22 protein-coding genes are annotated in these 24,152 nt (G+C 72.4%); 7 read left to right on the plus strand and 15 right to left on the minus strand.

Annotation, left to right across the window (positions count from 1 at the left end; all coding sequences use genetic code 11):
• Window positions 1–59 precede the first annotated feature (59 nt).
• The 3 genes from ligD to OG828_RS10505 are packed head-to-tail and all read right to left on the minus strand — an operon-like array spanning window position 60 to window position 4,299.
• On the minus strand, window positions 60–986 hold the full coding sequence (gene ligD, locus OG828_RS10495) for a non-homologous end-joining DNA ligase (protein WP_328500938.1): 927 nt from the start codon (window positions 984–986) through the stop codon (window positions 60–62).
• The gene (locus OG828_RS10500) at window positions 983–2,839 is read right to left on the minus strand and encodes a transketolase (protein ID WP_328500939.1); all 1,857 of its coding nucleotides are present in this window, start codon (window positions 2,837–2,839) and stop codon (window positions 983–985) included. Before OG828_RS10500 ends, ligD begins: the two co-directional genes overlap by 4 nt.
• Complete coding sequence (locus tag OG828_RS10505; protein WP_328500940.1) at window positions 2,836–4,299, minus strand: NAD(P)/FAD-dependent oxidoreductase; 1,464 nt, start codon at window positions 4,297–4,299, stop codon at window positions 2,836–2,838. The genes OG828_RS10500 and OG828_RS10505 overlap by 4 nt, the downstream gene beginning before the upstream one ends.
• 149 nt (window positions 4,300–4,448) lie before the next feature.
• Here OG828_RS10505 and OG828_RS10510 point away from each other — a divergent pair, with 149 nt between their 5' ends.
• Window positions 4,449–5,414 (plus strand): LLM class F420-dependent oxidoreductase, encoded by a 966-nt coding sequence (locus OG828_RS10510; RefSeq protein WP_328500941.1) that lies wholly within the window; start codon window positions 4,449–4,451, stop codon window positions 5,412–5,414.
• Window positions 5,415–5,436: 22 nt separating this feature from the next.
• Complete coding sequence (locus OG828_RS10515) at window positions 5,437–6,528, plus strand: enolase C-terminal domain-like protein (RefSeq protein ID WP_328500942.1); 1,092 nt, start codon at window positions 5,437–5,439, stop codon at window positions 6,526–6,528.
• 7 nt (window positions 6,529–6,535) lie between these two features.
• Here OG828_RS10515 and OG828_RS10520 read toward each other — a convergent pair whose 3' ends face one another.
• Together OG828_RS10520 and OG828_RS10525 are read right to left on the minus strand one after the other, a co-directional pair.
• Complete coding sequence (locus tag OG828_RS10520) at window positions 6,536–7,564, minus strand: SDR family oxidoreductase (RefSeq protein ID WP_328500943.1); 1,029 nt, start codon at window positions 7,562–7,564, stop codon at window positions 6,536–6,538.
• A 24-nt stretch (window positions 7,565–7,588) separates the two neighbouring features.
• Window positions 7,589–8,119, minus strand: a complete 531-nt coding sequence (locus OG828_RS10525) for a phage holin family protein (RefSeq protein ID WP_328500944.1) — start codon at window positions 8,117–8,119, stop codon at window positions 7,589–7,591.
• A gap of 106 nt (window positions 8,120–8,225) precedes the next feature.
• Here OG828_RS10525 and OG828_RS10530 point away from each other — a divergent pair, with 106 nt between their 5' ends.
• Together OG828_RS10530 and OG828_RS10535 are read left to right on the plus strand one after the other, a co-directional pair.
• Complete coding sequence (locus tag OG828_RS10530; RefSeq protein WP_328352999.1) at window positions 8,226–8,774, plus strand: hemerythrin domain-containing protein; 549 nt, start codon at window positions 8,226–8,228, stop codon at window positions 8,772–8,774.
• 71 nt (window positions 8,775–8,845) lie between these two features.
• The gene (locus OG828_RS10535; protein ID WP_328353002.1) at window positions 8,846–9,193 is read left to right on the plus strand and encodes a VOC family protein; all 348 of its coding nucleotides are present in this window, start codon (window positions 8,846–8,848) and stop codon (window positions 9,191–9,193) included.
• A gap of 19 nt (window positions 9,194–9,212) precedes the next feature.
• On the opposite strand, the gene OG828_RS10540 is transcribed toward OG828_RS10535, so the two are convergent.
• From OG828_RS10540 to OG828_RS10570, 7 genes are all read right to left on the minus strand, one after another.
• Window positions 9,213–9,764, minus strand: a complete 552-nt coding sequence (locus tag OG828_RS10540) for a GNAT family N-acetyltransferase (RefSeq protein WP_328353005.1) — start codon at window positions 9,762–9,764, stop codon at window positions 9,213–9,215.
• Between the two features lie 49 nt (window positions 9,765–9,813).
• Complete coding sequence (locus tag OG828_RS10545; protein ID WP_328500945.1) at window positions 9,814–11,607, minus strand: CocE/NonD family hydrolase; 1,794 nt, start codon at window positions 11,605–11,607, stop codon at window positions 9,814–9,816.
• 134 nt (window positions 11,608–11,741) lie between these two features.
• Complete coding sequence (locus tag OG828_RS10550) at window positions 11,742–12,665, minus strand: S66 peptidase family protein (RefSeq protein WP_328500946.1); 924 nt, start codon at window positions 12,663–12,665, stop codon at window positions 11,742–11,744.
• Window positions 12,662–14,581, minus strand: a complete 1,920-nt coding sequence (locus OG828_RS10555) for a dipeptidyl-peptidase 5 (RefSeq protein WP_328500947.1) — start codon at window positions 14,579–14,581, stop codon at window positions 12,662–12,664. Before OG828_RS10555 ends, OG828_RS10550 begins: the two co-directional genes overlap by 4 nt.
• A gap of 4 nt (window positions 14,582–14,585) precedes the next feature.
• Window positions 14,586–15,890: a M20/M25/M40 family metallo-hydrolase gene (locus OG828_RS10560; RefSeq protein WP_328500948.1), complete on the minus strand. Its 1,305-nt coding sequence runs from the start codon at window positions 15,888–15,890 to the stop codon at window positions 14,586–14,588.
• Window positions 15,883–16,716: a M55 family metallopeptidase gene (locus OG828_RS10565; RefSeq protein WP_328500949.1), complete on the minus strand. Its 834-nt coding sequence runs from the start codon at window positions 16,714–16,716 to the stop codon at window positions 15,883–15,885. Before OG828_RS10565 ends, OG828_RS10560 begins: the two co-directional genes overlap by 8 nt.
• 123 nt (window positions 16,717–16,839) lie before the next feature.
• Window positions 16,840–17,061, minus strand: coding sequence for a 4-oxalocrotonate tautomerase family protein (locus OG828_RS10570; protein ID WP_328353023.1), 222 nt, complete (start codon window positions 17,059–17,061; stop codon window positions 16,840–16,842).
• 139 nt (window positions 17,062–17,200) lie between these two features.
• Here OG828_RS10570 and OG828_RS10575 point away from each other — a divergent pair, with 139 nt between their 5' ends.
• Window positions 17,201–18,055: a helix-turn-helix transcriptional regulator gene (locus OG828_RS10575; RefSeq protein ID WP_328353026.1), complete on the plus strand. Its 855-nt coding sequence runs from the start codon at window positions 17,201–17,203 to the stop codon at window positions 18,053–18,055.
• A 12-nt stretch (window positions 18,056–18,067) separates the two neighbouring features.
• Here OG828_RS10575 and OG828_RS10580 read toward each other — a convergent pair whose 3' ends face one another.
• Window positions 18,068–20,401 carry an ABC transporter permease gene (locus tag OG828_RS10580; RefSeq protein WP_328500950.1) on the minus strand — a complete coding sequence of 778 codons (2,334 nt, stop codon included), beginning with the start codon at window positions 20,399–20,401 and terminating at the stop codon, window positions 18,068–18,070.
• The gene (locus OG828_RS10585; RefSeq protein WP_328500951.1) at window positions 20,398–21,087 is read right to left on the minus strand and encodes an ABC transporter ATP-binding protein; all 690 of its coding nucleotides are present in this window, start codon (window positions 21,085–21,087) and stop codon (window positions 20,398–20,400) included. Before OG828_RS10585 ends, OG828_RS10580 begins: the two co-directional genes overlap by 4 nt.
• A 201-nt stretch (window positions 21,088–21,288) precedes the next feature.
• Here OG828_RS10585 and OG828_RS10590 point away from each other — a divergent pair, with 201 nt between their 5' ends.
• Entirely contained in the window at window positions 21,289–22,608 is a 1,320-nt protein-coding gene (locus OG828_RS10590; RefSeq protein WP_328500952.1) for a sensor histidine kinase, read from the plus strand.
• Window positions 22,605–23,285, plus strand: coding sequence for a response regulator transcription factor (locus tag OG828_RS10595; protein WP_328353038.1), 681 nt, complete (start codon window positions 22,605–22,607; stop codon window positions 23,283–23,285). Before OG828_RS10590 ends, OG828_RS10595 begins: the two co-directional genes overlap by 4 nt.
• A gap of 7 nt (window positions 23,286–23,292) precedes the next feature.
• Here the strand turns inward: OG828_RS10595 and OG828_RS10600 are convergent, their stop codons facing one another.
• Complete coding sequence (locus tag OG828_RS10600; protein WP_328353041.1) at window positions 23,293–24,018, minus strand: class I SAM-dependent methyltransferase; 726 nt, start codon at window positions 24,016–24,018, stop codon at window positions 23,293–23,295.
• Window positions 24,019–24,152: the final 134 nt, after the last annotated feature.

The raw sequence follows: 24,152 nt of genomic DNA on the forward strand, positions 1-24,152 counted from the left end.
GGCGCCTCGAACGGCGAGTGGCCAAAGACGCGTTCGCCAAACCCACGGCGTCGCCTCTTTCAGTTCCGCAGTGCGTCGAGCCTGCGCCGGGCCGGACCCAGGGCGCGGCCCTTCTTCATCACTCCGCTCCAGGGGTCGGTGCGGGCCTGCTCGACGGCGTCGGCGATGGTCCAGCGGCGGGCGTCGAGGTCCGGGTCGTCCAGCTGGGTCCAGGTGAGGGGCGTGGCGACGGGAGCGCCGGGTTTGGCGCGGACCGTGTAGGGCGCGGCGGCGGTCTGGGCGTAGGCGTTGCGCTGGACGTCCAGGTACAGCCGGTCGCCGCGGTCCTTCTTGCGGGCGGCGGTGGTGAGCCGGTCGGGGTGGGCGTCGGCGAGGGTGTCGGCGAGGTCGCGGGCGAACTCCCGTACCTCGTCGAAGTCGTGCTGTCCGTTCAGCGGCACGATCACATGCAGTCCGCGGGAGCCGGTGGTCATCAGGGCCGAGGGCAGCTTCAGTTCGTCGAGCAGTCCGCCGAGCAGCCGGGCGGCCTCCCGCACCCTCTCGAAGTCGTCCTCGGACGGATCGAGGTCGAAGACCAGCCGGTCGGGCCGGTCGAGGCTGTCCGTGCGCGAGAGCCAGCGGTGCAGGGTGAGACAGGCCTGGTCGGCGAGGTACAGCAGGGTCGCGGTGTCGTCGCAGACGGTGTGGCAGACGGTGCCGCCTTCCTTGGACACCTCGACCCTGGTGATCCACTCCGGGTAGTGGTCCGGGGTGTTCTTCTGCATGAACTGTGGACCGCCGAGCCCGTCCGGCTGCCGCTGGAGCATCAGCGGGCGCCCCCGCAGATGGGGCAGCATGAACGGGGCGATGTCCCGGTAGTAGTCGACGAGGTCGCCCTTGGTGTACTCCTTCGCGTCCCCGCCGCCGGGGAAGAGCACCTTGCCGGGGCGGTGCACCTCGACCGTACGGCGGCCCGCGCGCACCGTCCGTACGTCGCCGCCGCTCATCGCACGACCGCCTCCTCCACCAGCAGCCGCCCCGCCGCCGCGATCGACTCGGCGTCGATGCCCGCGGCGTGCAGCTGCTCCTCCGGCGACGCGGAGCCCGGCATCGACCGCACGGCGAGCCGCGCCAGCCGCGGCACGGGCCGGCCGTCGAGGAACGCGGTGAGGACGGCGTCGCCGATGCCGCCCTCCTCGTGGTGGTCCTCCACGGTGAGCAGACAGCCGGTGTCCTCGGCCGCCTTGCGCAGGGTGGGCAGGTCGGCGGGCTTGACCGAGTAGAGGTCGATCACCCGGACGGCGATGCCCTCCCCCTTCAGCGCGTCGGCGGCGGCCAGCGCCTCGTGCACGGTGACACCGGCCGCGACGAGCGTCATCCGGTCCTGGTCCGAGGAGCGCAGCACCTTGCTGCCGCCGACGGGGAACTCCTCGTCGGGGCCGTAGATCACCGGGCTCTTGCCGCGTGAAGTGCGCAGATAGCGGATGCCGTCGCAGCCCGCCATGGCGGCGACGAGGTGGGCGGCCTGGTTGGCGTCGCACGGGTACAGCACCGTCGAGTCGTGCACCGCCCGCATCATCGCCAGGTCCTCCAGACCCATCTGCGAGGGCCCGTCCTGCCCGATCGCGACACCGGCGTGCGAGCCGACGAGGTTGATGCCGGCACCGCTGACGGAGGCCATGCGTACGAAGTCGTAGGCGCGGGTGAGGAACGCGGCGAACGTGGACGCGTACGGCACCCAGCCGCGTGCCGCGAACCCGACCGCATTGGCGACCATCTGCTGCTCGGCGATGTAGCACTCGAAGAACCGGTCGGGGTGTTCCTTGGCGAAGAACTCGGCCCGCGTGGAGTCGCTGACCTCGCCGTCGAGGGCGACGACGTCCTCGCGCGCGGTGCCGAGCGCGGTGAGCGCCTGACCGTAGGCGTCCCGGGTCGCGACCCCCTCTCGATGGCTCTCCTTGTCCCACCGGGGCAGTTCGAGCTGCGCGGTGCCCACGGAGTGCAGCATCCGGGCGGCGGGCGGCTCCTGGACGTGGACACGCAGGTCGCGTCGTCCGCCGAGTTCGGCGATGGCCTCGTCGGCCTCCGGCAGCGGCTTGCCGTGCAGTCCCTCGCGGTCCTGGACGGCCTCGACGCCCTTGCCCTTGAGTGTGCGGGCGAGGATCACGGTCGGCTGGCCGCTGGTCGACAGTGCCTCGCCGTAGGCGCGGTCGATCGCGTCGACGTCGTGTCCGTCGATCTCCACGGTGTGCCAGCCGAAGGCCTGGAAGCGGCGGGCGTAGGCGTCGAGGTCGTGACCGTGCCGGGTGGGGCCGCGCTGGCCCAGCCGGTTGACGTCGACGATCGCGGTGAGGTTGTCCAGATGCTCGTACGCCGCCTGCTCGGCGGCCTCCCACACGGACCCCTCGGCCAGCTCGCTGTCGCCGCACAGCACCCACACCCGGTATCCGGTGCGGTCCAGCCGCTTGCCGGCCAGCGCGATGCCGGCGCCGACGGGCAGTCCCTGACCGAGCGAGCCGGTGGCCGTCTCGACCCAGGGCAGGCGCCGGGGCGTCGGGTGTCCTTCGAGCCGGCTGCCCAGCTTGCGGAAGGTGAGCAGCGCGTCGTCGTCGAGGGCGCCGGCCGCCTTGTACATGGCGTACAGCAGGGGCGAGGCGTGTCCCTTGGAGAGCACGAAGCGGTCGGCGGCGGGGTGGGCGGGGCGGTCGAAGTCGTAGCGGAAGTGGTGGGCGAGCAGGACCGCCATCAGGTCGGCGGCGGACATCGAGGACGTGGGGTGCCCGGAGCCCGCGGCGGCCGCGGCACGGACGCTGTCCACGCGCAACTGCTGGGCGAGTTCCTGGAGTTCACCGGTGTTCATGAGGCTCCTTCCGCGGGGTCGTCGGAACGCTTGACGGGGCCGGGTGGTTCGGGGTGCTCGGTGCTGTGCGGTGCCTCGATGGACTCCGTCGCCGTCCCGGGCCGCTCGGGCGTCTGTGGCTTCTCCGGCGTCGGTGGCTTCTCCCGCTGCTCCGCCCCGCCCGGCACCCGCGCCAGTTCCGGTGAGGCCGTGTCCAGGGGCACCGACCAGGACCGTACGAGCCCCAACTGGACGGCCTGGCGCGGCAGTACAGCGTCGAGCAGCCAGTCGGCGGCCACCCGGACGCGGTTGCCGGGCATCGCCGCGAGGTGGTAGCCGCGGGTGACCGCCCCGGCGAGCGGGCCGGCCAGCGGCACGCCGAGCGGGTTGGCGGCGGCCTGCGCGCCGCCCAGGTCCACGACGAACCCCAGGTCACGGTGGCGGTAGACGCGCCGCTCGCCGATGCCGAGGGAGGCGGCGACGTTGTGGCCGACGGCCTTGCCGTGCCGCCAGGCGTGCTGCGCGGTCATCGGTGTGAAGGAGCCGGGCTTGTTCAGATCGGGCACGGCGGCCGCGTCACCGCAGGCGAACACCTCGGGCCGGCCCGGCACTTGGAGGTACGGGTCGACGATCAGCCGCCCGCGCTCCAGTGGCTGCCCGATGCCCTCGACGAGCGGATCGGGCCGCACGCCCACGCACCACACCAGCGTCCGCGTCTCCACGAACTCCCCGTCGGTCAGCAGGACTCCGTCGTGCGTGGCCTCCTTCACCGAGGTGCCCATGCGGACGTCGACGCCCCGCCGCCGCAGTACCCGGTCGGCGGTGCGCGAGAGATGCTCGTCCAGTTCGGGCAGGACGCGCGGCGCGATGTCGAGCAGCAGCCAGCGCGGGCGCATTCCGCCCCGCAGCGGATGCCCGCGCACCTGGGCGTCCGTGTACCGATGCCCCTGCGCGGCGACCTCGGTGCCGGTGTATCCGGCGCCCACGACGACGAAGGTGCACCGGGCGGCACAGCTCTTGGGGTCGTCCGCGCCGGCCGCGAGCTCCACCTGCCGGGTCACGTGGTCCCGCAGATACAGCGCCTCGGGCAGCCCGCGGAAGCCGTGCGCGTGCTCGGCGACACCGGGGATCGGCAGCAGCTTGTTCACGCTGCCGACGGCCAGCACCAGCCGGTCGTACTCCAGCGTGCCGGCGCCGCCCTCCGGGTCGGAGTAGTGCACGGTGCGCGCGTCCAGGTCGACGCCGTCCGCCTCGCCGAGCACCAGCCGTACCCGGGGCAGGGTGCCCGAGAGGGAGACGGTGACCCGGCGCGGTTCCAGGATGCCGGCGGCGACCTGGGGCAGCAGGGGCAGATACAGGAAGTAGTCGGTCGGGTTCAGCAGGGTGATCTCGGCGCGGTGCCGGGTCAGCCGGGACAGCGTGCGGGCCGCCTGATACCCGGCGAAACCGGCACCGACGATCACGATGCGGGGTCGACTCACGGTTCGCCTCCGGCGCTTTCGCTCGTACGAGGTTTTCCGCGTCCCCCTGGTCAGTGGCCCCAAACGCGGCCCGCGCGGGCGTTTCGCCCCCATGGCCAGGGATACCCGGCCGGTGACCAGGCCCGCCCCCGCCCCGGAGGTGTCCCCCCATGCCCGAGTACGGCTACTTCCTCGCGACCGAGGAGTTCGGCCCCGCAGACCTCGTCGAGCAGGCCAGGATGGCGGAACAGGCCGGATTCCAGTCGCTGTGGATCTCGGACCACTACCACCCGTGGAACGACGCCCAGGGCCAGAGCCCGTTCGTCTGGTCGGTGATCGGCGCGATCTCCGAGGCCGTGTCACTGCCCATCGAGACGGCCGTCACCTGCCCGACCGTGCGGATCCACCCGGCGGTGGTGGCCCAGGCCGCGGCGACCAGCGCGGTGATGACGAACGGCCGCTTCAGGCTGGGCGTCGGCACCGGTGAGGCCCTGAACGAGCACATCGTCGGCCACACCTGGCCGCCGGCCAGTGTCCGGATGGAGATGCTGGAAGAGGCGATCCAGGTGATGCGCCGGCTGTTCACGGGCGAGGAGGTCAGCCACTACGGCACCCACTACAAGGTCGAGAACGCCCGCCTCTACACCGTCCCCGACGAGCCCATACCGATCGACATCTCCGGCTTCGGACCGGCGGCGACCGCGCTCGCGGCCCGCGTGGGCGACGGCTACATCACGATGATGCCGGACGAGGCACTCGTGGAGAACTTCCGCAAGGGCGGCGGCGGCACCAAGCCGGTGAGCGGCGGCGTGAAGGTCTGCTACGGCACCGACCGCGACGTGGCCGTACGCACCGTCCACCGGCTGTGGGCCAACCAGCTGCTGCCCGGCGAGATGGGCCAGATCCTGCCCTCGCCCAAGCACTTCGAGCAGTTGGAGCCGCTGATCACCGAGGAGATGGTGAGCGAGAAGTCGGTGTGCGGGGACGACGTCGACGAACACGTCGCCGCGCTCGCCGCGTTCGACGAGGCCGGCTTCGACCGGATCTACGTCAACCAGATCGGGCCCGACCAGCGCGGCTTCTTCGACTTCTACCGCACCAAGGTGCTGCCGCAGCTCCAGCAGGCCGGCCACTGATCCGTACGGGGGCGAGTCAGTGATGAAACTCCACCGGCCCGTGGTGTCGGTGTACACGGTGCCGACGGACGGACCCGAGGCCGACGGCACGCTGACGTGGGACACGACGACCGTGGTGATCGCCGAGGTGACGACCGACGACGCGACGGGCACGGGCTGGACCTACGGACCGGCGGCCGTCGGCGACTTCCTGACCAAGCACCTCGCTCCGCTGGTCGAGGGCCGCAGCGCCCTGGACATACCCGCCGTGCACACCGCGATGTGCCGCTCCGTGCGCAACGCCGGACGACCCGGCATCGCCGCGTGCGCGATCTCCGCGGTCGACATCGCCCTGTGGGACCTCAAGGCCCGGCTCCTGGAACTCCCGCTGGCCCGCCTCCTCGGCGTCGCCCATGAGCGGGTTCCGGTCTACGGCAGCGGCGGCTTCACGACGTACCACGACACCCATCTGGCCGCCCAGTTGAACGGCTGGGTGCACGGGCAGCACATCCCGCGGGTCAAGATCAAGATCGGCGAGAGCTGGGGCCGGGCGGTCACCCGCGACCTGGCCCGCGTCCACGCCGCCCGCCAAGTGATCGGCCCGGAAGCCGAGTTGTACGTCGACGCGAACGGCGCCTACACCCGCAAGCAGGCGGTCCGGGTCGGCCACGCGCTCGCCGAGCACGGCGTCGGCTGGTTCGAGGAACCCGTCTCCTCCGACGACCTGACCGGCCTGCGCCTGGTCCGCGACGCGCTGGTCAGCGACGTGACCGCCGGCGAATACGGTTACGACCTGCCGTACTTCGCCCGCATGATCGCCGCCGGCGCGGTCGACTGCCTCCAGGTCGACGCGACCCGCTGCGGCGGCCTCACGGAGTTCCTTCGCGCCGCCGCACTGGCTCACGCCCACGGCCTGGAGGTCTCCACCCACTGCGCCCCGCACGCCCACGCCGCCGCGGCCGCCGCGATCCCCAACCTCCGCCACATCGAGTGGTTCCACGACCACGTCCGCATCGAGGACATGTTCTTCGACGGCGCGCTGGACCCGACGGGCGGCTCCGTACGACCGCTCCGCGGGGTGGGCCACGGCTTGACGCTGCGGACGGACGAGGTGGCGGAGTTCAGGGTCGCCTGACGTTCGTTCAGGGTCGCCTGACGGCGACAAGGCGGGCCAGTCTGCGGGCCGCCAGGATCCCGGCGCCCGCGGTGAGCGCCGTACCGATCCGGCCGCGACGCCTGGAGAGCCATTCCTGCGGGCTGTCCCCGTGGGACTCCGCGTCGAACCGCCCGTGCGCCCCGAAGTCCCGCCCGTGCGGCCCGTCGGCCGGGGTCCACAGGTTGCCGGGGTCGCGGTGCTCGCCCTCGTCCCGCTGCGCGTCGAACCCGCTCCGCGCCAGATACCGGTCCAGCAGCCCCGGCGCCACCGCGTTGGCGACCAGCGTGGCCACCGTGGAGCCGCCCACCCAGTACTCCCGCCGCCGCCCGTGCCCCGCCGCGTGCACGATCGCCCGCGCCGCCACCTCCGGCTGATACACGGGCGGCACGGGCCGCGCCCGCCCCGGCATCCGGCTCAACACCCAGTCGAACTGGGGGGTGTTGACGGCGGGCAACTGCACCATCGTGGTACGGACCCGGCTCCGTTCGTGCAGCAGCTCGCACCGCAGCGACTCGTTGAACCCCTGAATCGCGTGCTTCGCGCCGCAGTACGCGGACTGCAGCGGAATCCCCCGGTAGGCGAGCGCGGAACCGACCTGCACGATGGTCCCCCGGTTCCGCGGCAGCATGTGCCGCAGCGCCGCGCGCGTGCCGAACACACAGCCCAGATACGTCACTTCGGTCACCCGCCGGAACTCGTCCGCGGTGATCTCCGTGAACGGCGCGAAGACGCCGGCGAAGGCGTTGTTGACCCATACGTCGATGCGCCCGAAGGCGTCGACGACCTGCTGGGCGGCGTCCTCCACGGCCTTGGGGTCGGCCATGTCGACGGGCACGACGAGGGCCTGGCCCCCGGCGCGCTGCACCTCATCGGCCGCCGCGGCCAGGCCCTCGCGTCCCCGGGCCAGCAGGGCGACCCGGTCGCCCCGCGCGGCGAAGGCCAGAGCCGTGGCCCGGCCCACGCCGCCGCTGGCCCCGGTGACCACGACGGCCCTGCCGCCGTTCGACAGCGGCATCCGCGACGGCGTACGCATCGCGCATCACGCCCGGTGGTGCGGCTGCTCGGGGTCGATGTCCTCGGGGCGCGGCGCGGCGGGCGGTATGCCGGCGCCCGGCACGCCGGTCGCCGGTGCTCCGGCCGCCCCGCCGAGCGTGCCCGGCGTGGCGGGCGGCACCGGCGGATAGGGCGGCGCGCCCGGGGTGCCCTGCGGCATGCCGCCGAGGGCGCGTTCACGTTCCGCGGCGAGTTCGGCCTCGCGCTCCGGCGTCGGCCGGGCCGCGGACGGCCGGGCGGAGCCACGCAGCACGTAGGCCACGATGCCCAGGATCACCGCGGTGATCAGCGCGGCGGCCCAGTCGGGCAGTCCGATGGCGAGGGCCAGGCCCACAGCGAGCGCGAGGGCCGCGCCCGCGTAGAGGGCGACGGCGCCGGACGCGGCGTACAGGACGGCCGTGCGGCGCTGCTTGCGGGTCTGCTGACGCAGTTCGTCGCGTACGGTCTCGCGCGCCACCTGCGCCAGCTCGTCGACCAGCGCCTTGTCCAAGTGCTCCAGATGATCCAAGCGGTCCATGGCCGCCGGGTACCCGCGGGCCCGTGCGCGTAACGCCCAGGGCGTCGGGTACCCGTCCGGCCCGCACCCTTCCACAGGCGCAAGCCGGCAGGAGGAAGTCAAGAGGATGACCGAACGTACCGACGTGGTGGAGCTGCTCAAGGAGCAGCACACACGGATCCGGGAACTGTTCGACGAGGTGGCGGCCCGCAAGGGCGAGGAGCGGAAGCAGAGCTTCCATGATCTCGTCCGGCTTCTCGCGGTGCACGAGACCGCCGAGGAAGAGGTCGTCCACCCCTTTGCCCGCAAGAACATCGACGGCGGCGAACTCGTCGTCAAGGACCGTATCGAGGAGGAGGAGCAGGCCAAGCGTGCCCTGTCCCGCCTCGACGACATGGACCCGGACTCGCCGGAGTTCCTCGACCTGTTCGCGGCCCTGCGCCAGGACGTGCTGGCGCACGCCGAGAACGAGGAGCGGTACGAGTTCGCCCACTTCCACCGGACCGCCGACCGCGACCGGCTGGAGACCCTGGCCCGCGCCGTGCAGGCGGCCGAGGCCCTCGCTCCCACACGTCCCCACCCGGGCACCGACACGGCCCTGAAGAACGTGGCCGTCGGCCCGGTCGCGGCCGTCGTCGACCGCACCCGGGACGCCGTACGCAAGGCCATGGGCTGACTTGGTGCCGGGGCGGGGAGATCGGGCGAAACGATCTCCCCGCCCCGGCCGTGCCAACTAGGCTCGTGCGCATGGACATTCTGGGAGCCACGCTGCGCGTCTGCGTCGACGACCTGGAGACCGCGGTCCCCTTCTACGAACGCCTCGCGGGCGGCAGAGCCCTCCGTTTCGAGCGCGGCGGCGTCCAGGTGGCCGCCGTCGGCTGCTTCCTGCTGATGAGCGGGCCGGAGTCGGAGCTGGAGGTGCTGCGCAAGGTCGCCGCGACGATCGCCGTCACGGACGTCGACGAGGCCCACAAGGTCCTCACCGACCTGGGCGCCCACATCGTCGCCGGCCCGGTGACGACACCGGTGGGCCGCAACATGATCGTGATGCATCCGGACGGCGCGATCTACGAGTACGTGGACCGCCGCGCCTGACGCCGCACGCTGCCGAAGGTCAACCGGATGCCCGCATCTCGGCGGTGATGGCCCAGCGCTCGTGGTCCCGCCAGGCGCCGTCGATGTAGAGGAAGTCCGGCGAGAAGCCCTCCCGGCGGAAGCCGCAGGCGCGGGCCAGGGCGATGGACGCGGTGTTGGCGGGCTGGACGTTGATCTCGAGCCGGTGCAGCCGCATCGGGCCGAAGGCATGGCCGACGACGAGGTCGAGGCCTTCGCGCATGAGCCCGTGCCCGGCCGCGTGCGCGAAGGCGCCGTAGCCGAGGGCGCCGCTCAGGAAGGCGCCCTGGACGATGTTGTTGATGTTGATGAATCCGGCGATGGCCCCGCCGTCCCTCTCGCAGACCAGGAAGCCCGCCTTGGTGGGGTCCTCGATCAGCCGGCCCGCATAGGCGGTGTACGCCTGTGGGCTGTCCGGTGGGAAGAGCCACGGATGGTGCAGGTCCTTGCTCTCCCGCGCGCGGGCGCTGAACTCGGCGGCGTCGTCGTAGGTGAAGTGGCGTATGCCCACACGAGGGCCTTCGGCGAGATAGCGGGATGCGGTGTGCGGCATCCCGCCACCCTATGACGGGCCCCCCTGTCGCCGGGCTACTGTCGCCGCTTCATGAGCCACCCGCCACCGGCAGCTCCAGCACCCCCGTGTCGTGAGGCGCGCTGACCACGGTCACCGGCTTGATCCCCCGGTTCCCGAAGTACGCGTCGTCGCTCGCCGCGATCACGAACCGCAGCCGGTGCCCCTTCTCGTACCGGTGCACGATCCCGGGCAGCGTCACGGTGAAACTCTTGGTGACGTCGGGAACACGGACCGGCGCGACCAGCCGGTGGACCAGCGTCTTGGTGCCGTCGGGCGCGACGTCGTACAGCTTGGCGAACAGGACGAGCTTGTCGGCGGCGTTGCCCGAATCCTGCGTCCGCTCGGTCTTCGGGGAGACCACTTTGAGCGTGGCCCTCGGCGCCCCCACGACATCGACCGTCCGGGTCAGCGGCTCGCTGGTCCATCCCAGGTAGGTGCCCGGTGTGTCGTACGGCGCCGGATCGGGCAGCCCGATGATCCCGGTCAGTGAACTCTCCGAATGGCTCGTGGAGATCAGCCAGTTGGTGTACGTACGGCTGCCGCGCGCCACCTTCTTGCGGTTGTCGACGAGCTTGCCGTCGCCGGAGAGGTACATCTTCCGGCCCGGCGCGGGCACTTGGTCCGCCGTGGCGTACGTACGGCCGGGGTCGGTGATCCAGTCGCGGTAGTAGGCGAAGGCCGGGCCCGTGTCGACGGTGCGCTGGTTGTGTAGGTAGCGGTCGAACCAGGCGAGGATGCGCTTGCCGACGTAGGAGGAGTCCAGGTTGCCCTGGCTCAGGTTGAGTTCGCCGGACGCCGGATCGGTGAGGCCGCCGCTGTGCCCCCAGGACTGCCAGATCATCTTGGTGGGGGTGCCCTGCGCCTTGAGCGCCTTGTACGTCGCCGTCGCCTCGTTGAGGTTGAACAGGCTGTCGGCCTGCCCCTGGACCAGCAGCGTGGGCGCCTCGACGCGGCTGAGGTACGACACCGGGGACACGCTGTGCGCGTAGGCGAGCATGTCGGCGGTCTTGTCGGCCGGGTAGCTGCCGGAGTTGAGGGTGCGGACGGTGTCGCAGGCCTTGGTGACGAAGTGCAGACAGGCGAGGGAGTTGATCCGGGACGGGTCGAGGCTGGGCTCCAGCAGGGGCTGGCCCTCTCCTATGAGGTAGAAGCCGTTGGTCCACTGCCATTTGAAGACGCCGGGGACGCTGCCGCTGCCGAGGACGTTGTTCGGGTCGAGGGAGTAGGCGAGGTTGTTCCAGGTGATCATCGGGACGAGCGCGTCGACCCGGTGGTCCACGGCGGCCGTCGCCAGCTGGATGGCGCCGCCGTAGGAGCCGCCGATCATGCCGACCCGGGGATCGCCGGGGCCGTCCTGGGTCACGAAGTCGGCATTCGTGCCGTCGTCGGCGGCCCGCTTACCGGCCAGGAAGTCGACGAGCCGCGAGGCCGCCTCACCGTCGATGGCCGGGTCGTCCAGCGAGATGAGACAGCCGCTCCGGCCGAAGCCGAGCCCCGAGTAGACCAGGGAGACATAGCCGCGCTCGGCGAACGCCTTGCCGATGGCGTCGGTCGAGCCGTCGTTCTTGCTGCCGCCGAAGCCGTTGGTGGCGAGCACGGCGGGTGCGGGGTGGGCGGCGTCCACGCCGGCGGGCCGGTACAGGTCGGCGTCGACGGTGCAGGTGCGGCCACCGGCCTGGACGGTGAACTTCAGTGCGGTGACGGTGTATTGGCCGTAGCGGCCGGTCGCGGTGGCGGGTGAGGTGAGTGCGAGGGGTGCGGTGAGGGCGGCGCCGAGAGCGAGGACGAGCGGGACGCGGGATCTGGGCACACGTCGGGACACGGAGACCTCCACACTGAGGACAACCCGGGATACCGACCAGTAGGTACTGGTCGGTAATCATGGTGTGGCACGTGTCAGGCGCAGGTCAATCGCTGTGACGGGTGATCCTTGACGGAGATTCAGTAGCGGTTGGCTCAGCGCAGCGCGGGTTGGTCGAACGTCAACGTGCCGGTGTCGGCGTCGAGTTCGGCCTCCAGTCCGAAGGGGATGGTCAACGCCCCGTCACAGTGGCCGAACCCGAACTCCTCCATGACCGGGATGCCCAGTCCGCCGAGCCGGTCGGCGAACACGGCGCGCAGTGCGTCGTAAGCACCGCATTCGCTCCACGAGCCGAGCGCGATCCCGGTGACGCCGTCGAGCCGTTCCGCGCGCAGGAGTTGGGTCAGCATCCGGTCGATCCGGTACGGCTGTTCGCCGACGTCCTCGATCATCAGCAGCCCGCCGCGAGTGTCTGTGCGGGCGTGGGGTGAGCCGAGGTCGGACACTAGGAGGCAGAGGCAGCCTCCGTAGGTGACGCCCCGGGCCCGCCCGGGGACCAGAGCGCTGCCCCGCGACTCGATGGTGCGGACCGTCTCGGGGGCGAGGAGGGTCGCCCTCAGGTGCTCCTGGGCCCGGGCGTTCTTGGTGAAGTCGGCGCCCGCGGCCGTCGGCCCGTACAGCGTGACCAGCCCCAGCCGCGTGGCGAACGCCTCGTGCAGCGCGGTGATGTCGCTGAAGCCCACGAACACCTTCGGCCCGGCCGCGCGCATCGCGTCCCAGTCCAGCAGATCGACCATCCGCAGCGCGCCGTAGCCGCCGCGGGCGCACAGCACGGCGTCGACGGACGGATCGCACCAGGCGTTCTGCAGATCGGCGGCCCGCTGCGCGTCGGTGCCCGCGAGGTAGTCCAACTCGCCGTGTCGGCCGAGGACATGGGGTGCGACGACCGGCTCGAGGTCCCAGCCGCGCAACAGGTCGAGTCCGGCCTGCAGTCGTTCCTCGGCCACGGGTCCGCTGGGCGCGACGACGGCCACGCGGGCGCCGGGGGCCAGCCGGGACGGACGTACCAACTGCTTCACTTGGTCAGCTCCAGGGTGTCGATGCCGGGCGGGTGCAGGCCGAAGACCTGTGCGTACAGGGAGAGTTCGGCCTCCAGGGCGCGGATCATGGTGTCGGCCCGGCGGAATCCGTGTCCCTCCCCTTCGAAGGTGATGTACGCGTGCGGCACGCGCCGGCCCTCCATGCGGGCCAGGAAGCGCTCGCACTGCGTGGGCGGGCAGATCACGTCGTCCAGGCCCTGCAACAGCAGGAAGGGCGCGGTGATCCGGTCGGCGTGCTCGGCGGGCGAGCGCTCCACGTACCGCGCGGGCACCTCGGCGAGCGGCCCGACGAGCGACTCCAGGTACTGGGACTCGAAGTCGTGGGTCTCCCCCGCTCCCCAGCCGGTCAGGTCGAGAACCGGGTAGATGATCGTGCCGCAGGCGTAGACATCGGTCGTGGCCAGCGACGCGGCGGCCGTCCAGCCGCCCGCGCTGCCGCCCCGGACGGCGAGCCGGTCACGGTCCGCGGTGCCCTCGTCGGCGAGGGCCAGCGCGACGGCCGCGCAGTCCTCGACGTCGACCACGCCCCACTGCTCACGCAGCCGGTCCCGGTACGCCCGTCCGTATCCGGTGGAGCCGCCGTAGTTGACCTCGGCGACTCCGATGCCGCGCGAGGTGAAGTAGGCGATCGCCAGGTCGAGCACGAGCGGCGCCCTGCTGGTGGGCCCGCCGTGCGCCCAGACGACGTACGGCGGCAACTCGTCGCATGGTGCGCCGCAGGCGGGGTGGTGGGGCGGGTAGAGGTGCGCGTGGATCTCGCGTCCGGCCGGGCCGGTGAAGGTGCGGATGTGCGGTTCGGGGCAGTAGGCGGGGTCGACCGCGTCCTGGTGCGCGGCGCCGATCACCTGGGCGCGGCCGGTCCGGGCGTCCAGTTCCACCACCTCGTACGCGGTGCGCGGGCTCGCCCCGACGGCGACGACCCGCTCGCCGTGCGCCGCGAGCGCCGGCGCGAACTCGGTCCAGGGGCCGGCGGCGTCGACGACCTCGCCGGTCTCCGGGTCGAGGATGCCGAGCGTGGTGGCGCCCCGGCCGTGCACGACGGCGATCAGTCCGCTCTCCAACGGGGCGAACCAGCGCTGGCCGAGCTTCCACAGCGGACCGCCGAACTCCTCCTCGCGCGGGCAGAGCGGTCGGCCGTCGCTGTAGAGGTTCCACCAGCCGGAGCGGTCGCTCGCGTACAGCAGGGAGCCGTCGGGCGCCCAGTCCACCTGCGCGATGGACTCCCCGGGGCCGCCGGCGACGGTGCGCGCCGCACGGAAGACACCGTCCACCTCCGCGACGACGAGTTCCGTGCCGTCCCACGGCATCCGCGGATGGTCCCAGGCGAGCCAGGCCGCACGCCGCCCGTCGGGCGAGATCCTCGGCCCGGTCACGAACCGGTGCCGGTCGTCGGTCAGTTCGCGTACGGCGTCCCGGTCCTCGGCCGCCGAGCCGTCCAGCGGCACCGCGGCGAGCACGCGGCGTACGTCGGTGGGCGCCTCGCCGGTGAACTCCTCCATCACGCACCACACTTCACCGACGTCCAGGCGCACCTGCGGCTCGGCCCAGCGCGGTCCGGCCGGCGTCAGCGGACGCGGCTCGCTGCCCGGCTCGTACCGGTACAGCCGCTGGTCGGCGAAGTTCACGAACACGACGAGCGGTCCGGCGACACCGGCCCAGGGCTGTCCGCCGTACTCGATGACGCGACTGCGCACGTTCCACGGCGCGGGCAGCATGGACTCCTCGGTGCCGTCGGTACGACGCCTCACGAGCGTGCGCCGTCCGCCCTCCGTGGGCCGTGGCTCGGTCCACCAGGCCTCGTCGCCGACGAAGCCGACATACTCGGGGTGCCCGTCGTGCGCGGCGGCGAGGGCCGCGTCGATCGGGGACGGCCATGAGCCGAAGGCCAGCTCCATGCCGCTAGGCCGTCCGCAGGAAGCGGTCCAGGACGTGGACACCGAAGTGCAGCGCCTCGACGGGGACCCGCTCGTCGACTCCGTGGAAGAGGGCCTGGTAGTCGAAGCCTTCGGGGAGCTTCAGCGGGGTGAAGCCGTAGCCGGTGATGCCGAGCCGGGAGAACTGCTTGGCGTCCGTGCCGCCGGACATGCAGTACGGCACCACATGCCCCTCGGGCGCGAACTCCTCGACCGCGGCACGCATCCGCGCGTACGTCGGCGAGTCGACCGGCGCCTGGAGGGCGACCTCGCGATGGTGGAACTCCCAGTCCACGTCCGGTCCGGTGAGCCGGTCGAGGGTCGCGCGGAACTCGTCCTCGGCGCCGAAGAGATACCGCCCGTCCACGTACGCGACGGCCTCCCCCGGGATCACATTGACCTTGTAACCGGCGTCCAGCATCGTCGGGTTGGCGCTGTTGCGTACGGTGGACTCGACCAGCTTGGCCACCGGGCCGAGCTTCTGCAGCAGCCCGTCCACGTCGTCGAGGTCGGCCTCGATGCCGTAGAGGGCGGCGAGTTCGGTGAGGGCCGCGCTGACCGTCGGGGTCAGCCGGAGCGGCCACTCGTGGTCGCCGATCCGGGCGATGGCGGCGGCGAGGCGGGTCACCGCGTTCTCCCGGTTCACCTTGGAGCCGTGTCCGGCCCGTCCGCGCGCGGTGAGCTTCAGCCAGCCGGTACCGCGCTCACCTGCGGCGATGGGGTAGATCTGGCGCCCGCCGCCGTCGTGGAAGGTGAACGCCCCCGACTCGCTGACGCCCTCGGTGCAGCCCTCGAAGAGTCCCGGGTGCTGGTCGGCGAGGAACCCGGACCCGTCCTCCGCGCTCGCCTCCTCGTCGGCGGTGAACGCGATGACGAGGTCCCGTCGGGGCCGTACGCCCTCGCGCGCCCAGGCGCGCACGACCGCGAGGATCATCGCGTCCATGTTCTTCATGTCGACCGCGCCGCGCCCCCAGACGACGCCGTCGCGGATCTCCCCGGAGAAAGGGTGCACGCTCCAGTCGGCGGCTTCGGCGGGTACGACGTCCAGATGACCGTGGACGAGGAGCGCGTCCGCGGACGGGTCCGTGCCCTCGATCCGGGCGACGACGTTCGTACGGCCCCGGGTGCGCTCCAGCAGCGTCGGCTCCAGGCCCGCCCCGGCCAGCCGCTCCGCCGCGTACTCGGCGGCGGGCCGCTCCCGGCAGTCGCCGCCCCCGCGGTTGGTGGTGTCGATGCGGATGAGGTCGGACGTGAACCGGACCACCTCGTCCAGCGCCTGCTGGTCAGCCATACTGCTCCTCCACCGCGGCCGAGACGATCGTGGTGACCGCCTTGAAGGTACGGATCCCCTCATACATGGTGTCGCTGGTGTACGCCACCTTCCGCTCCCCGATCCGCTCCACCCCCGGCACGACGGTCGCGGCCATCGCCAGATGCTCGGCGTCAAACTCCAGGGCGACGGTGAACGGTCCCCCGGCGACGGGCTCGTGCCGCACCGCCAGCGCCGCCGCCTCCTTGGCCGCGGCCCGGATGTCGGAGGCGGCCCTGGCCGGCGTACGGCACACGGCCGCGTACCGCGACACATGGTCCTTGACGGCGACCTTCAGCGCCTCGGGCGCGTACCCGAGCGCGTCCTCGCAGGCCACGTCGTCACCCGTGACGAGGACGACGGGCACCCCGTACTCGGCGACCACGTGCGCGTTGAGCAGCCCCTCGCTCGCCCGTACGTCGTTGACCCACACCCCCGTGATGGAGTTGGCGAGGTAGGTGTGGGCGAGGACGCCCTCCATGCCGGCGCCCGCGTGATAGCCGACGAACGCGATGCCGTCCACGTCGCCGTGCTGCACGCCCTCCACCATGGAGAGGGACTTGTGCCGCCCGGTGAGCATCTGGGCCCGCTCGTCGAGCCGTTCGAGGAGCAGATTGCGCATCGTCCAGTGCGCTTCGTTGATGAGCACGTCGTCCGCGCCGCCGTCGTAGAAGCCCAGCACGGCCGCGTTCACATCCGAGGTGAACATCGACCGGCACCGCTCCCACTGCGGTGTCCCCGGCAGCACATCGGCCGGCCAGGTGACGCCCGTCGCGCCCTCCATGTCGGCGCTGATGAGGATCTTCATACCGCCTCACGTTACGCGCCGGCGAGGCGACTTCCTACGAGGCTGCCCTGGCACACTTGTCGCCAGACGGCGAGCGGTACTTGACCACCATGCGTGCGCACGTGTCGATGACATGGCGGCGGATCATGCCCCATCGGGTGCCGATTCCTGGAGCTCGGCCAGGGTCAGGACGTGGCCGCCGATGCCCCAGCCGCCGTCGGGGACCTCCTCGACCAGGACCAGGGTGGTGGCGCGGGCACGCTCACCGTAGATCTCGACGTACAACTCGGTGACACGGGTGACGATCTGCTCCTTCTGCTTCTCGTCGAGGGTGCCGGCGGGGACCTTGAAGTTGGCGAACGGCATGGTGATTCACGCTCCGGTCGGTGGTGACGGGTGCTGTCCCCTCCACCCTGTGCCGGAACGACGACGACACCCAGGGCTGCGCCCACCCTGGGGTCGGCGCCCCCTGGATACGGACGGGCGCGCGGGTGAGGATGGGAGCGTGCCCCGTCCCGAACTCTCCGCGTTCCTGAAGTCCCGCCGTGATCGTGTCCGGCCGGCCGATGTGGGCCTGACCGCCGGGCCCCGGCGGCGGGTGCCCGGTCTGCGCCGGGAGGAGGTCGCGCAGCTCGCGGGCCTGTCGGCGGACTACTACACGGAGTTGGAGCGGGGCCGGGGTGCCCAGCCCTCGGCCCAGGTCGTGGCCGCCCTCGCCCGCGCCCTCAGGCTGAACGACGACGAGCGCGACCACCTGTTCCACCTCGCCGACCGCCCGGTGCCCCCGGCGGCGCACGGCCCGACCGCGCACGTCCAGCCCGCCCTGCTCGGTCTGCTGGACCGGCTCACGACCACACCGGCCCAGATCATCACCGACCTGCACGAGACCCTCGTGCAGAACGAACTGGCCGTCGCCCTGGTCGGTCGGGCCGCCGAGGTGCGCGGTCCGCGGGCGAGTCTCGTGTACCGCTGGTTCACCGACCCGGACGCCCGCACGCTCTATCCGGTCGAGGACCACCCGCACCATTCCCGCGTCTTCGTGGCCGACCTCCAGGCGGTGGCGGCCCGGCGGGGCCGGGACGGCGAGGTGCAGCGGATGGTGGCCGCGCTGCGGCGGCACAGCGCGGAGTTCGCCGCCTTGTGGGACACCCACGACGTGGCCCTGCGCAGGGCCGACCACAAGCGCATCGTCCACCCCGCCCTCGGCGTCATCGAGCTGGACTGCCACAGCCTGTTCAGCGAGGACGGCCACCAGCGTCTGCTGTGGTTCTCGGCCCCGCCCGGCACCGAGGGCGCCGCCCGACTGGAGCTGCTGTCCGTCATCGGCACCCAGGACATGGCCGCCGACACAAGCGGCTGAGCCGGGCGCCCGTCACTCCGCCCGCAACGCCCCCGCCACCCGCGTCCGCGCCGCCCACCCCGCCGGCAGCAGTGCCCCGGCGACGGCGATCAGCACGCCGGAAAGCGCCAGCAGGGTCAGATCGGGGACGTCGTACACATCGATGAGTTCCGACGGGAAGCGCACCCCCACGGCCCGCCCCATCTCCGGCATGACGTACCCGTGCAGCGCCACCCCGAGCGGGACGCCGATCGCCCCGGCGGCCAGGCCGATGCCGGCCACGGCGGTGAGGACCTGGGCGACGGTCTGGCGCGGTGTCATGCCGAGGGCCTTGAAGATGCCGAGGTCGCGGGTCCGGTCGCGGGTGTCGAGCACGACCGTGTTGAGGACGCCGAGGCAGGCGACCGTCACCAGCATGGCGGTGAGCATCGCGATCAGCGCCCGCATGGCCCGGATCACGGTCGACTCGCCCTGCTCGGTGAGGGCCGCCTCCCCGCCGGTCGCCTCGAGATCCGCGTTCAAGGAGTCGACATAACTCCGCGCATCCGCACCGGACTTGAGCCGCACACTGAAATCGCTCGGCAGGTAGTCGATGTCGAGCGGCGCCAGTGCCGAGAACGAGGTCCGGACGGTCATCCCCTCCTCGCTCAGGTCGAAGACCTCCCCCACGATCCGCAACCGGACGGTCCGGCCCTGCTCGCTCAACGTCACCGTGTCCCCGACCTTCACACCCGTCACCGTCAGGAAGCGCGAACCGGCGACCGCCTCGCCGCTCGTGTCGAACCAGCGGCCGGACACCATGCTGTGCCGGCTGTGCGCCGCGTCCCCGTCGTACGCCACCACCGGCACCCCGCCCTTCAGGCCCGCCACACGCACCTCGGACCGGGCGGTGCGGTAGGACGAGGCCGTCTCCGGCCGGGACTTGATCGCGGCCGCCACCACGTCCGGATCCACCGGGCCGCCGGGCGCCGCCCCGGGTTGCGGCGGCGACATCGTGCGTACGGTCACCTCGCCCGCCGCCAGGTCGGGTTCGCCGTCCCGCTGGATCGCGAAGAGCGTGCTGCCCAGCCCGACCGCGAACGTCACCGCCAGCGCCCCGAACGCCACCGCCGCGGCCATCGTGCCCGAGCGGGCGGGCCGGGCGAACGGACCCGCCAGGCCCAGGGTCACCGGGCGCGGCAGCGGCAGCCGGCCCAGCAGCTGCCGAACTCCGCGTCCCCGGGCGGCGGTTGCTGCGCGACCGACCCCGAGCACCGAGGCGGTGCGCAGCCGGGCCGCCCGCAGTGCGGGGCCGAACGCGGTGAGGGCGACCACCGCGAGGACGCCGGCCGGCACCACCAGGTTCACCCACAGCGGGATCAGCAGCATGCCCGTCCCGTAGGCCGCCGCCAGCTCCGCCATCAGCGGCACGGCGAGCAGACCGCCCAGTGCCACACCCAGCGCGGCGCCCACCGCCGCCGGGATCAACGCCTGCGCCACATAGGCCCGCCCCACCTGGAGCGGGGTGAGCCCGAGGGACTTCAGGATGCCGATGCGCCGGGTCGCGGCACTCACCGCGCCGCTCACCACGATGCCGATCACCAGCACCGACATGGCCAGGCCCAGCAGGGCGAAGGCGGTCACGAAGGGGATGTACGCGGCCGTGGTGGCCTCGGCGGCCTGCTTGACGTCCAGATAGGACTGCGTGCCGGTGAGCGTGCGGGCGGGCACGGCGGCGGCGATCGCGTCACGTCCGGCGGCGATATCGGCGCGGCTGTCCGCGTCGGTGAAGCGGTAGAGCATCTGGTACGACGGCTGCGCGTCCAGAGCCGTCAACTGCGCCGGTACGACCCACGCGTCGGCGCTCTCGCCCACGGACTCGGCGATGCCGACCACGGTCAGCTCCACGTCCCCGGCGTAGACGGTGCTGCCGGGCCCCATGCCGGGGTTGCCGGATCCCGCCTCCAGCACGATCTCGCCGGGCTCTTTCGCCCATCGGCCCGTGACCAGTCCGAGGTCGTCCACGGCGGCGTCGGCCGAGGCCCGTCCGGCCACGGTGAGGGGCGGCGGGGTGATGCCGGGCGGGCCCCCGTGGGCGGGGCTGAGACGGACGGAGGTCACGGCGAACGGGCCCGCGGCGGCCTTTACGCCGTCGGCGGAAGCGGTCTGCGCGAGCTTCCCCGGCGCCACTGAGGCGAACTCCGCCGTCAGATGCGCCCCGTGCTGCCGCGCGAAGGCCCGGTCGAACGGTGCCTGCGACGCCACCAGCAGCCCCACCGCCAGCACGGACGCGGCCACAGACAGCAGCGTCGTCAGCACGATCACCGCGGTCTGCACCCGGCGCCTGCCGACACCGGCCCGTACGACCCTCCCCAGCGCCCCGCTCATGACGCCACCGCCGCCACATCGCTCGCGATCCTGCCGTCGACCAGCTCGATCGTCCGCGTCGCGCACGACTCGGCCAGCGCCAGGTCGTGGGTGACGAGGACGACCGTCTGCCCGTCCCCGTTCAGTTCACGCAGCAGCTCCCGCACCTCTGCGCCCGAGGCGGTGTCCAGCGCGCCCGTCGGCTCGTCGGCGAGCAGCAGCGGTGGGCGGTTCATCAACGCCCGGGCCACGGCGACCCGTTGCCGTTCGCCGCCGGAGAGCCGCCCGGGGTAGGCGCGGGCGTGCCGGTCGATGCCGAGGTAGGTGAGGAGTTCGGCGGCCCGGGCGGCGGCCTTCGCGCGGGGCACGCCGGAGAGCTGGGCCGGCAGCAGCACATTGTCGGCGACCGTCAGATCGTCGAGGAGATTGAAGAACTGGAACACCATGCCGATGCGTGCGCGCCGGTAGCGGGCCGAGGCGCTCTCGCTCAGCTTGTCGATCCTGAGCCCGTCGACGGTGACACCGCCCGCGCTCGGCCGGTCGAGTCCGGCGATCAGATTGAGCAGCGTGGACTTGCCGCTGCCGGACGGCCCCAGCACCGCGAGCGCCTCCCCGGCCCGCACCTGAAGCGTCAGCCCGGCCAGCGCGGGCGGGCCCTGGTCGTACTCCTTGCGCACGTCACGCAGGTCGATCAGCGGATCGGTCATGGCTCGCCCCTCATGGATCGGTGTGGTCCGGCCCGAAGCTAGGCGCGAACTTCAGGCGCGCACGTCGGCCGCGATGGGGAAGGCCCGTACCGTGCTCGGTGGAGCCGGGGCCGGGTCATCCCCGCGATGTACACCCCAGGCGTACGCACCTGCGTCGTACGACGGATCCCGCCGGCCCGGTCGGCTTGACACACTTGCCCGGTGGACGGTGCCGCGGCGATACCGCTGAGAAAACCGGCCTCGTGGCTGCGTGCGGCGGCCCGGGGTGTCGCCGGTGTGCCCCCGCGGCTGTCCCGTTGGGCGTGGGCGGCGGACGCGGTGCTCGCCCTGGTGCTGGCGGTGGGGACCGTCAGCGCCGACCTGGACCGGTCCTATGTGCAGGACGCGTCCGAGGAGATGCTCAAGCACGAGGGGCGCCTGCCGGACCGGGGGCTGGTGCCCGTCCCGCCGGCCCCACCGGGCACCGTCTTCCCGGTCGTCGAGCACTCCCTGGGTCCCCTCCCCTGGTGGGCGGTGGTGCTGGCGGTCCTCACCGCCGTCCCGCTGGCCTGGCGCAGGCACCGTCCGCTGGCCGCGTTCTGGGCGGTGCTCTTGGCCACGGCACTGTTCCATCTGAGCGAGGTCAACCAGAACGCCACGGCGGCCACGTTCGCGTCGGTGCTGATCGCGGCGTACAGCGCGGCCATGTACAGCCCGCACCGCAAGGCGGCCGGGGCGAGCCTGGCGGCGGGCGCGGCGCTGCTCGCGGTCGGCAAGCTGGTCCCGGACGTCGACCGCACGCTGATCCCGCTGCTGGTGCTGGCGCCGGTCGCGCTGGCCGCCAACGGCCTGCACGCCTGGCGGCACCGGGTCAAGGCCCTGCGGGCCGAGCAGGAGGCGGCGACCCGGCGGGCGGTGGACGAGGAGCGGCGGCGCATCGCCCGCGAACTGCACGACGTGGTCACCCACAACGTGAGCATGATGACGATCCAGGCCGGCGCGGCCCGCAAGGTGCTGGACGTCTCCGCCGACCAGGCCCGTGAGGCGATGCTGGCGGTGGAGGCGGCCGGGCGCACCGCGATGTCGGAGCTGCGGCAGGTGATGGGCCTGCTCACGATGGCCGCGGACGGCTCACCGGAGAACCTGGACCTGGCACCGCAACCCGGCCTGGACCGGCTGGCGGAGCTGGTGGACCGGGTCCGCGGTACGGGAGTCCCGGTGGAGCTGACCGTCACGGGCACCCCGCGCGAGCTGCCCGCCGGCGTGGACCTGGCCGCCTACCGTGTCGTACAGGAGGGGCTGACGAACGCCGTGAAGCACGCCTCGGGGGCGAGCGTGACCGTCACCGTCGCGTACGCGCCCGGCGAACTGCGGGTGGACGTCCAGGACTCCGGCGGTGTACCGACGCCCGCCGAGGGCAACGGCCGCGGCCTCATCGGGCTGCGCGAACGGCTCGCGGTGTACGGCGGTACGCTCCACAACGGCAGGCGCCCGCGCGGGGGTTACCGGATCCGAGCCGTGATCCCGATGGAGGCGATGTGACCGAGGCGCCCCGGGTGGTGATCGTCGACGACCAGGCCCTGGTCCGCACCGGCTTCCGGATGATCCTCGCCGCCGACGGCATCGACGTGGTCGCGGAGGCCGCCGACGGTGACGAGGCCGTCGCGGCGGTACGGCGCACCCTCCCGGACGTCGTCCTCATGGACGTCCGGATGCCGGGCACCGACGGGCTGGAGGCGACGCGCCGGATCCTCGACGGCGCCCAGAGCCCGCCGCCCCGCGTCATCATCCTCACCACCTACGACCTCGACCAGTACGTCTACGCCGCCCTGACCGCGGGCGCCAGCGGCTTCCTGCTCAAGGACGTCACCCCGGAGCATCTCGCCGCCGCCGTACGCCTGGTCCGCTCCGGCGACGCCCTGCTGGCCCCCGCCATCACCCGCCGCCTGGTGGAGCGCTTCGCGACCGCCGACACCCGTACGGCGTCCCTGCACCGCGATCTGTCCGCGCTCACCCCGCGCGAACTTCAGGTGCTCGAAGCGCTGGCCCGCGGACACAGCAACGCGGAACTGGCCGGACGCTTCCAGCTGAGCGAGGCCACGGTGAAGACACACGTGGCCCGCATCCTCTCCAAACTCCGCCTCCGCGACCGCGCCCAGGCGGTGATCGCCGCCTATGAGACGGGACTGATCAGTCCGGGTGCCGGGCAGGACGGCTGACCGTCCGTCAGGCGGTGCGCCCCGCCAGCAGCCACCTCGACGGCAGTTCGATCCGGGTGCCGTCGGAGGCGAACTCCGTGGTGATCAGCGACAGTTCACCACTGGCGAGGACCGTGAGCCCGGCCGCGTTCAGATACACGGGCACCGCTTCGTCGGCGACCTCGCCGGGCGCGATGCCGTGCCGGAAGACGGGTGCCAGCTTGGGCGGCGGACCCGCGGGGCTCTGGGCGAGGCCCATCAGGACGGGCCGTGCGGCCTCGGAGAGTTCGACGAGGAAAGCCCGGCCGCGTTCCCCGACGAGCGCGGCGATACCGTCGACGAGGGTCTGCCGGTCCTCGGGTTCGGCCTGGTGGAGCACGCCGCGCAGATAGACGTTGGTGTCGCCGAGTTCCGCGTGCAGCGCCTGAGCCTCGGTCTTCTCGCACGCGTCCAGCACCCGGTAGGTCGCCTGCCCGGCGGGGTCGGCGCGGCGGGCGTGGTCGATGGCCGCCTCGGACAGGTCGGCGCCGATGACGTGCGGGAAGCGGTCGGCGAGGAAGCGGGTCTGGCTGCCGTTGCCGCAGCCGAGGTCCACCATCGGCAGGTTGGGGTCGGGCAACTGCGGCTCGAAGATCGCCAGATGGACCCCCACCGTCAGCGTGGGCTCCGCGTCCCAGAACACGGCGCCCTGCTCCTCAGGAGCTTCCCGCCAGAAGCCCTCCCAGGCCTCCCGATACCGACTCGTCACGCTCATGCCGAACTCCCCAGGGTGCGACGGCCGCCCATCGCGAGTGACGGGCGACTACGGTCTATCGTGCACTGGTCACGGCATCAAGCGCGTGGCGCATACCTTCACGCCGCATTCGAGAGTCGCAAGCCCGTACACAC

This window comes from Streptomyces sp. NBC_00457 (genome assembly GCF_036014015.1).
In the GTDB taxonomy this organism is placed as follows: Bacteria; Actinomycetota; Actinomycetes; order Streptomycetales; family Streptomycetaceae; genus Streptomyces.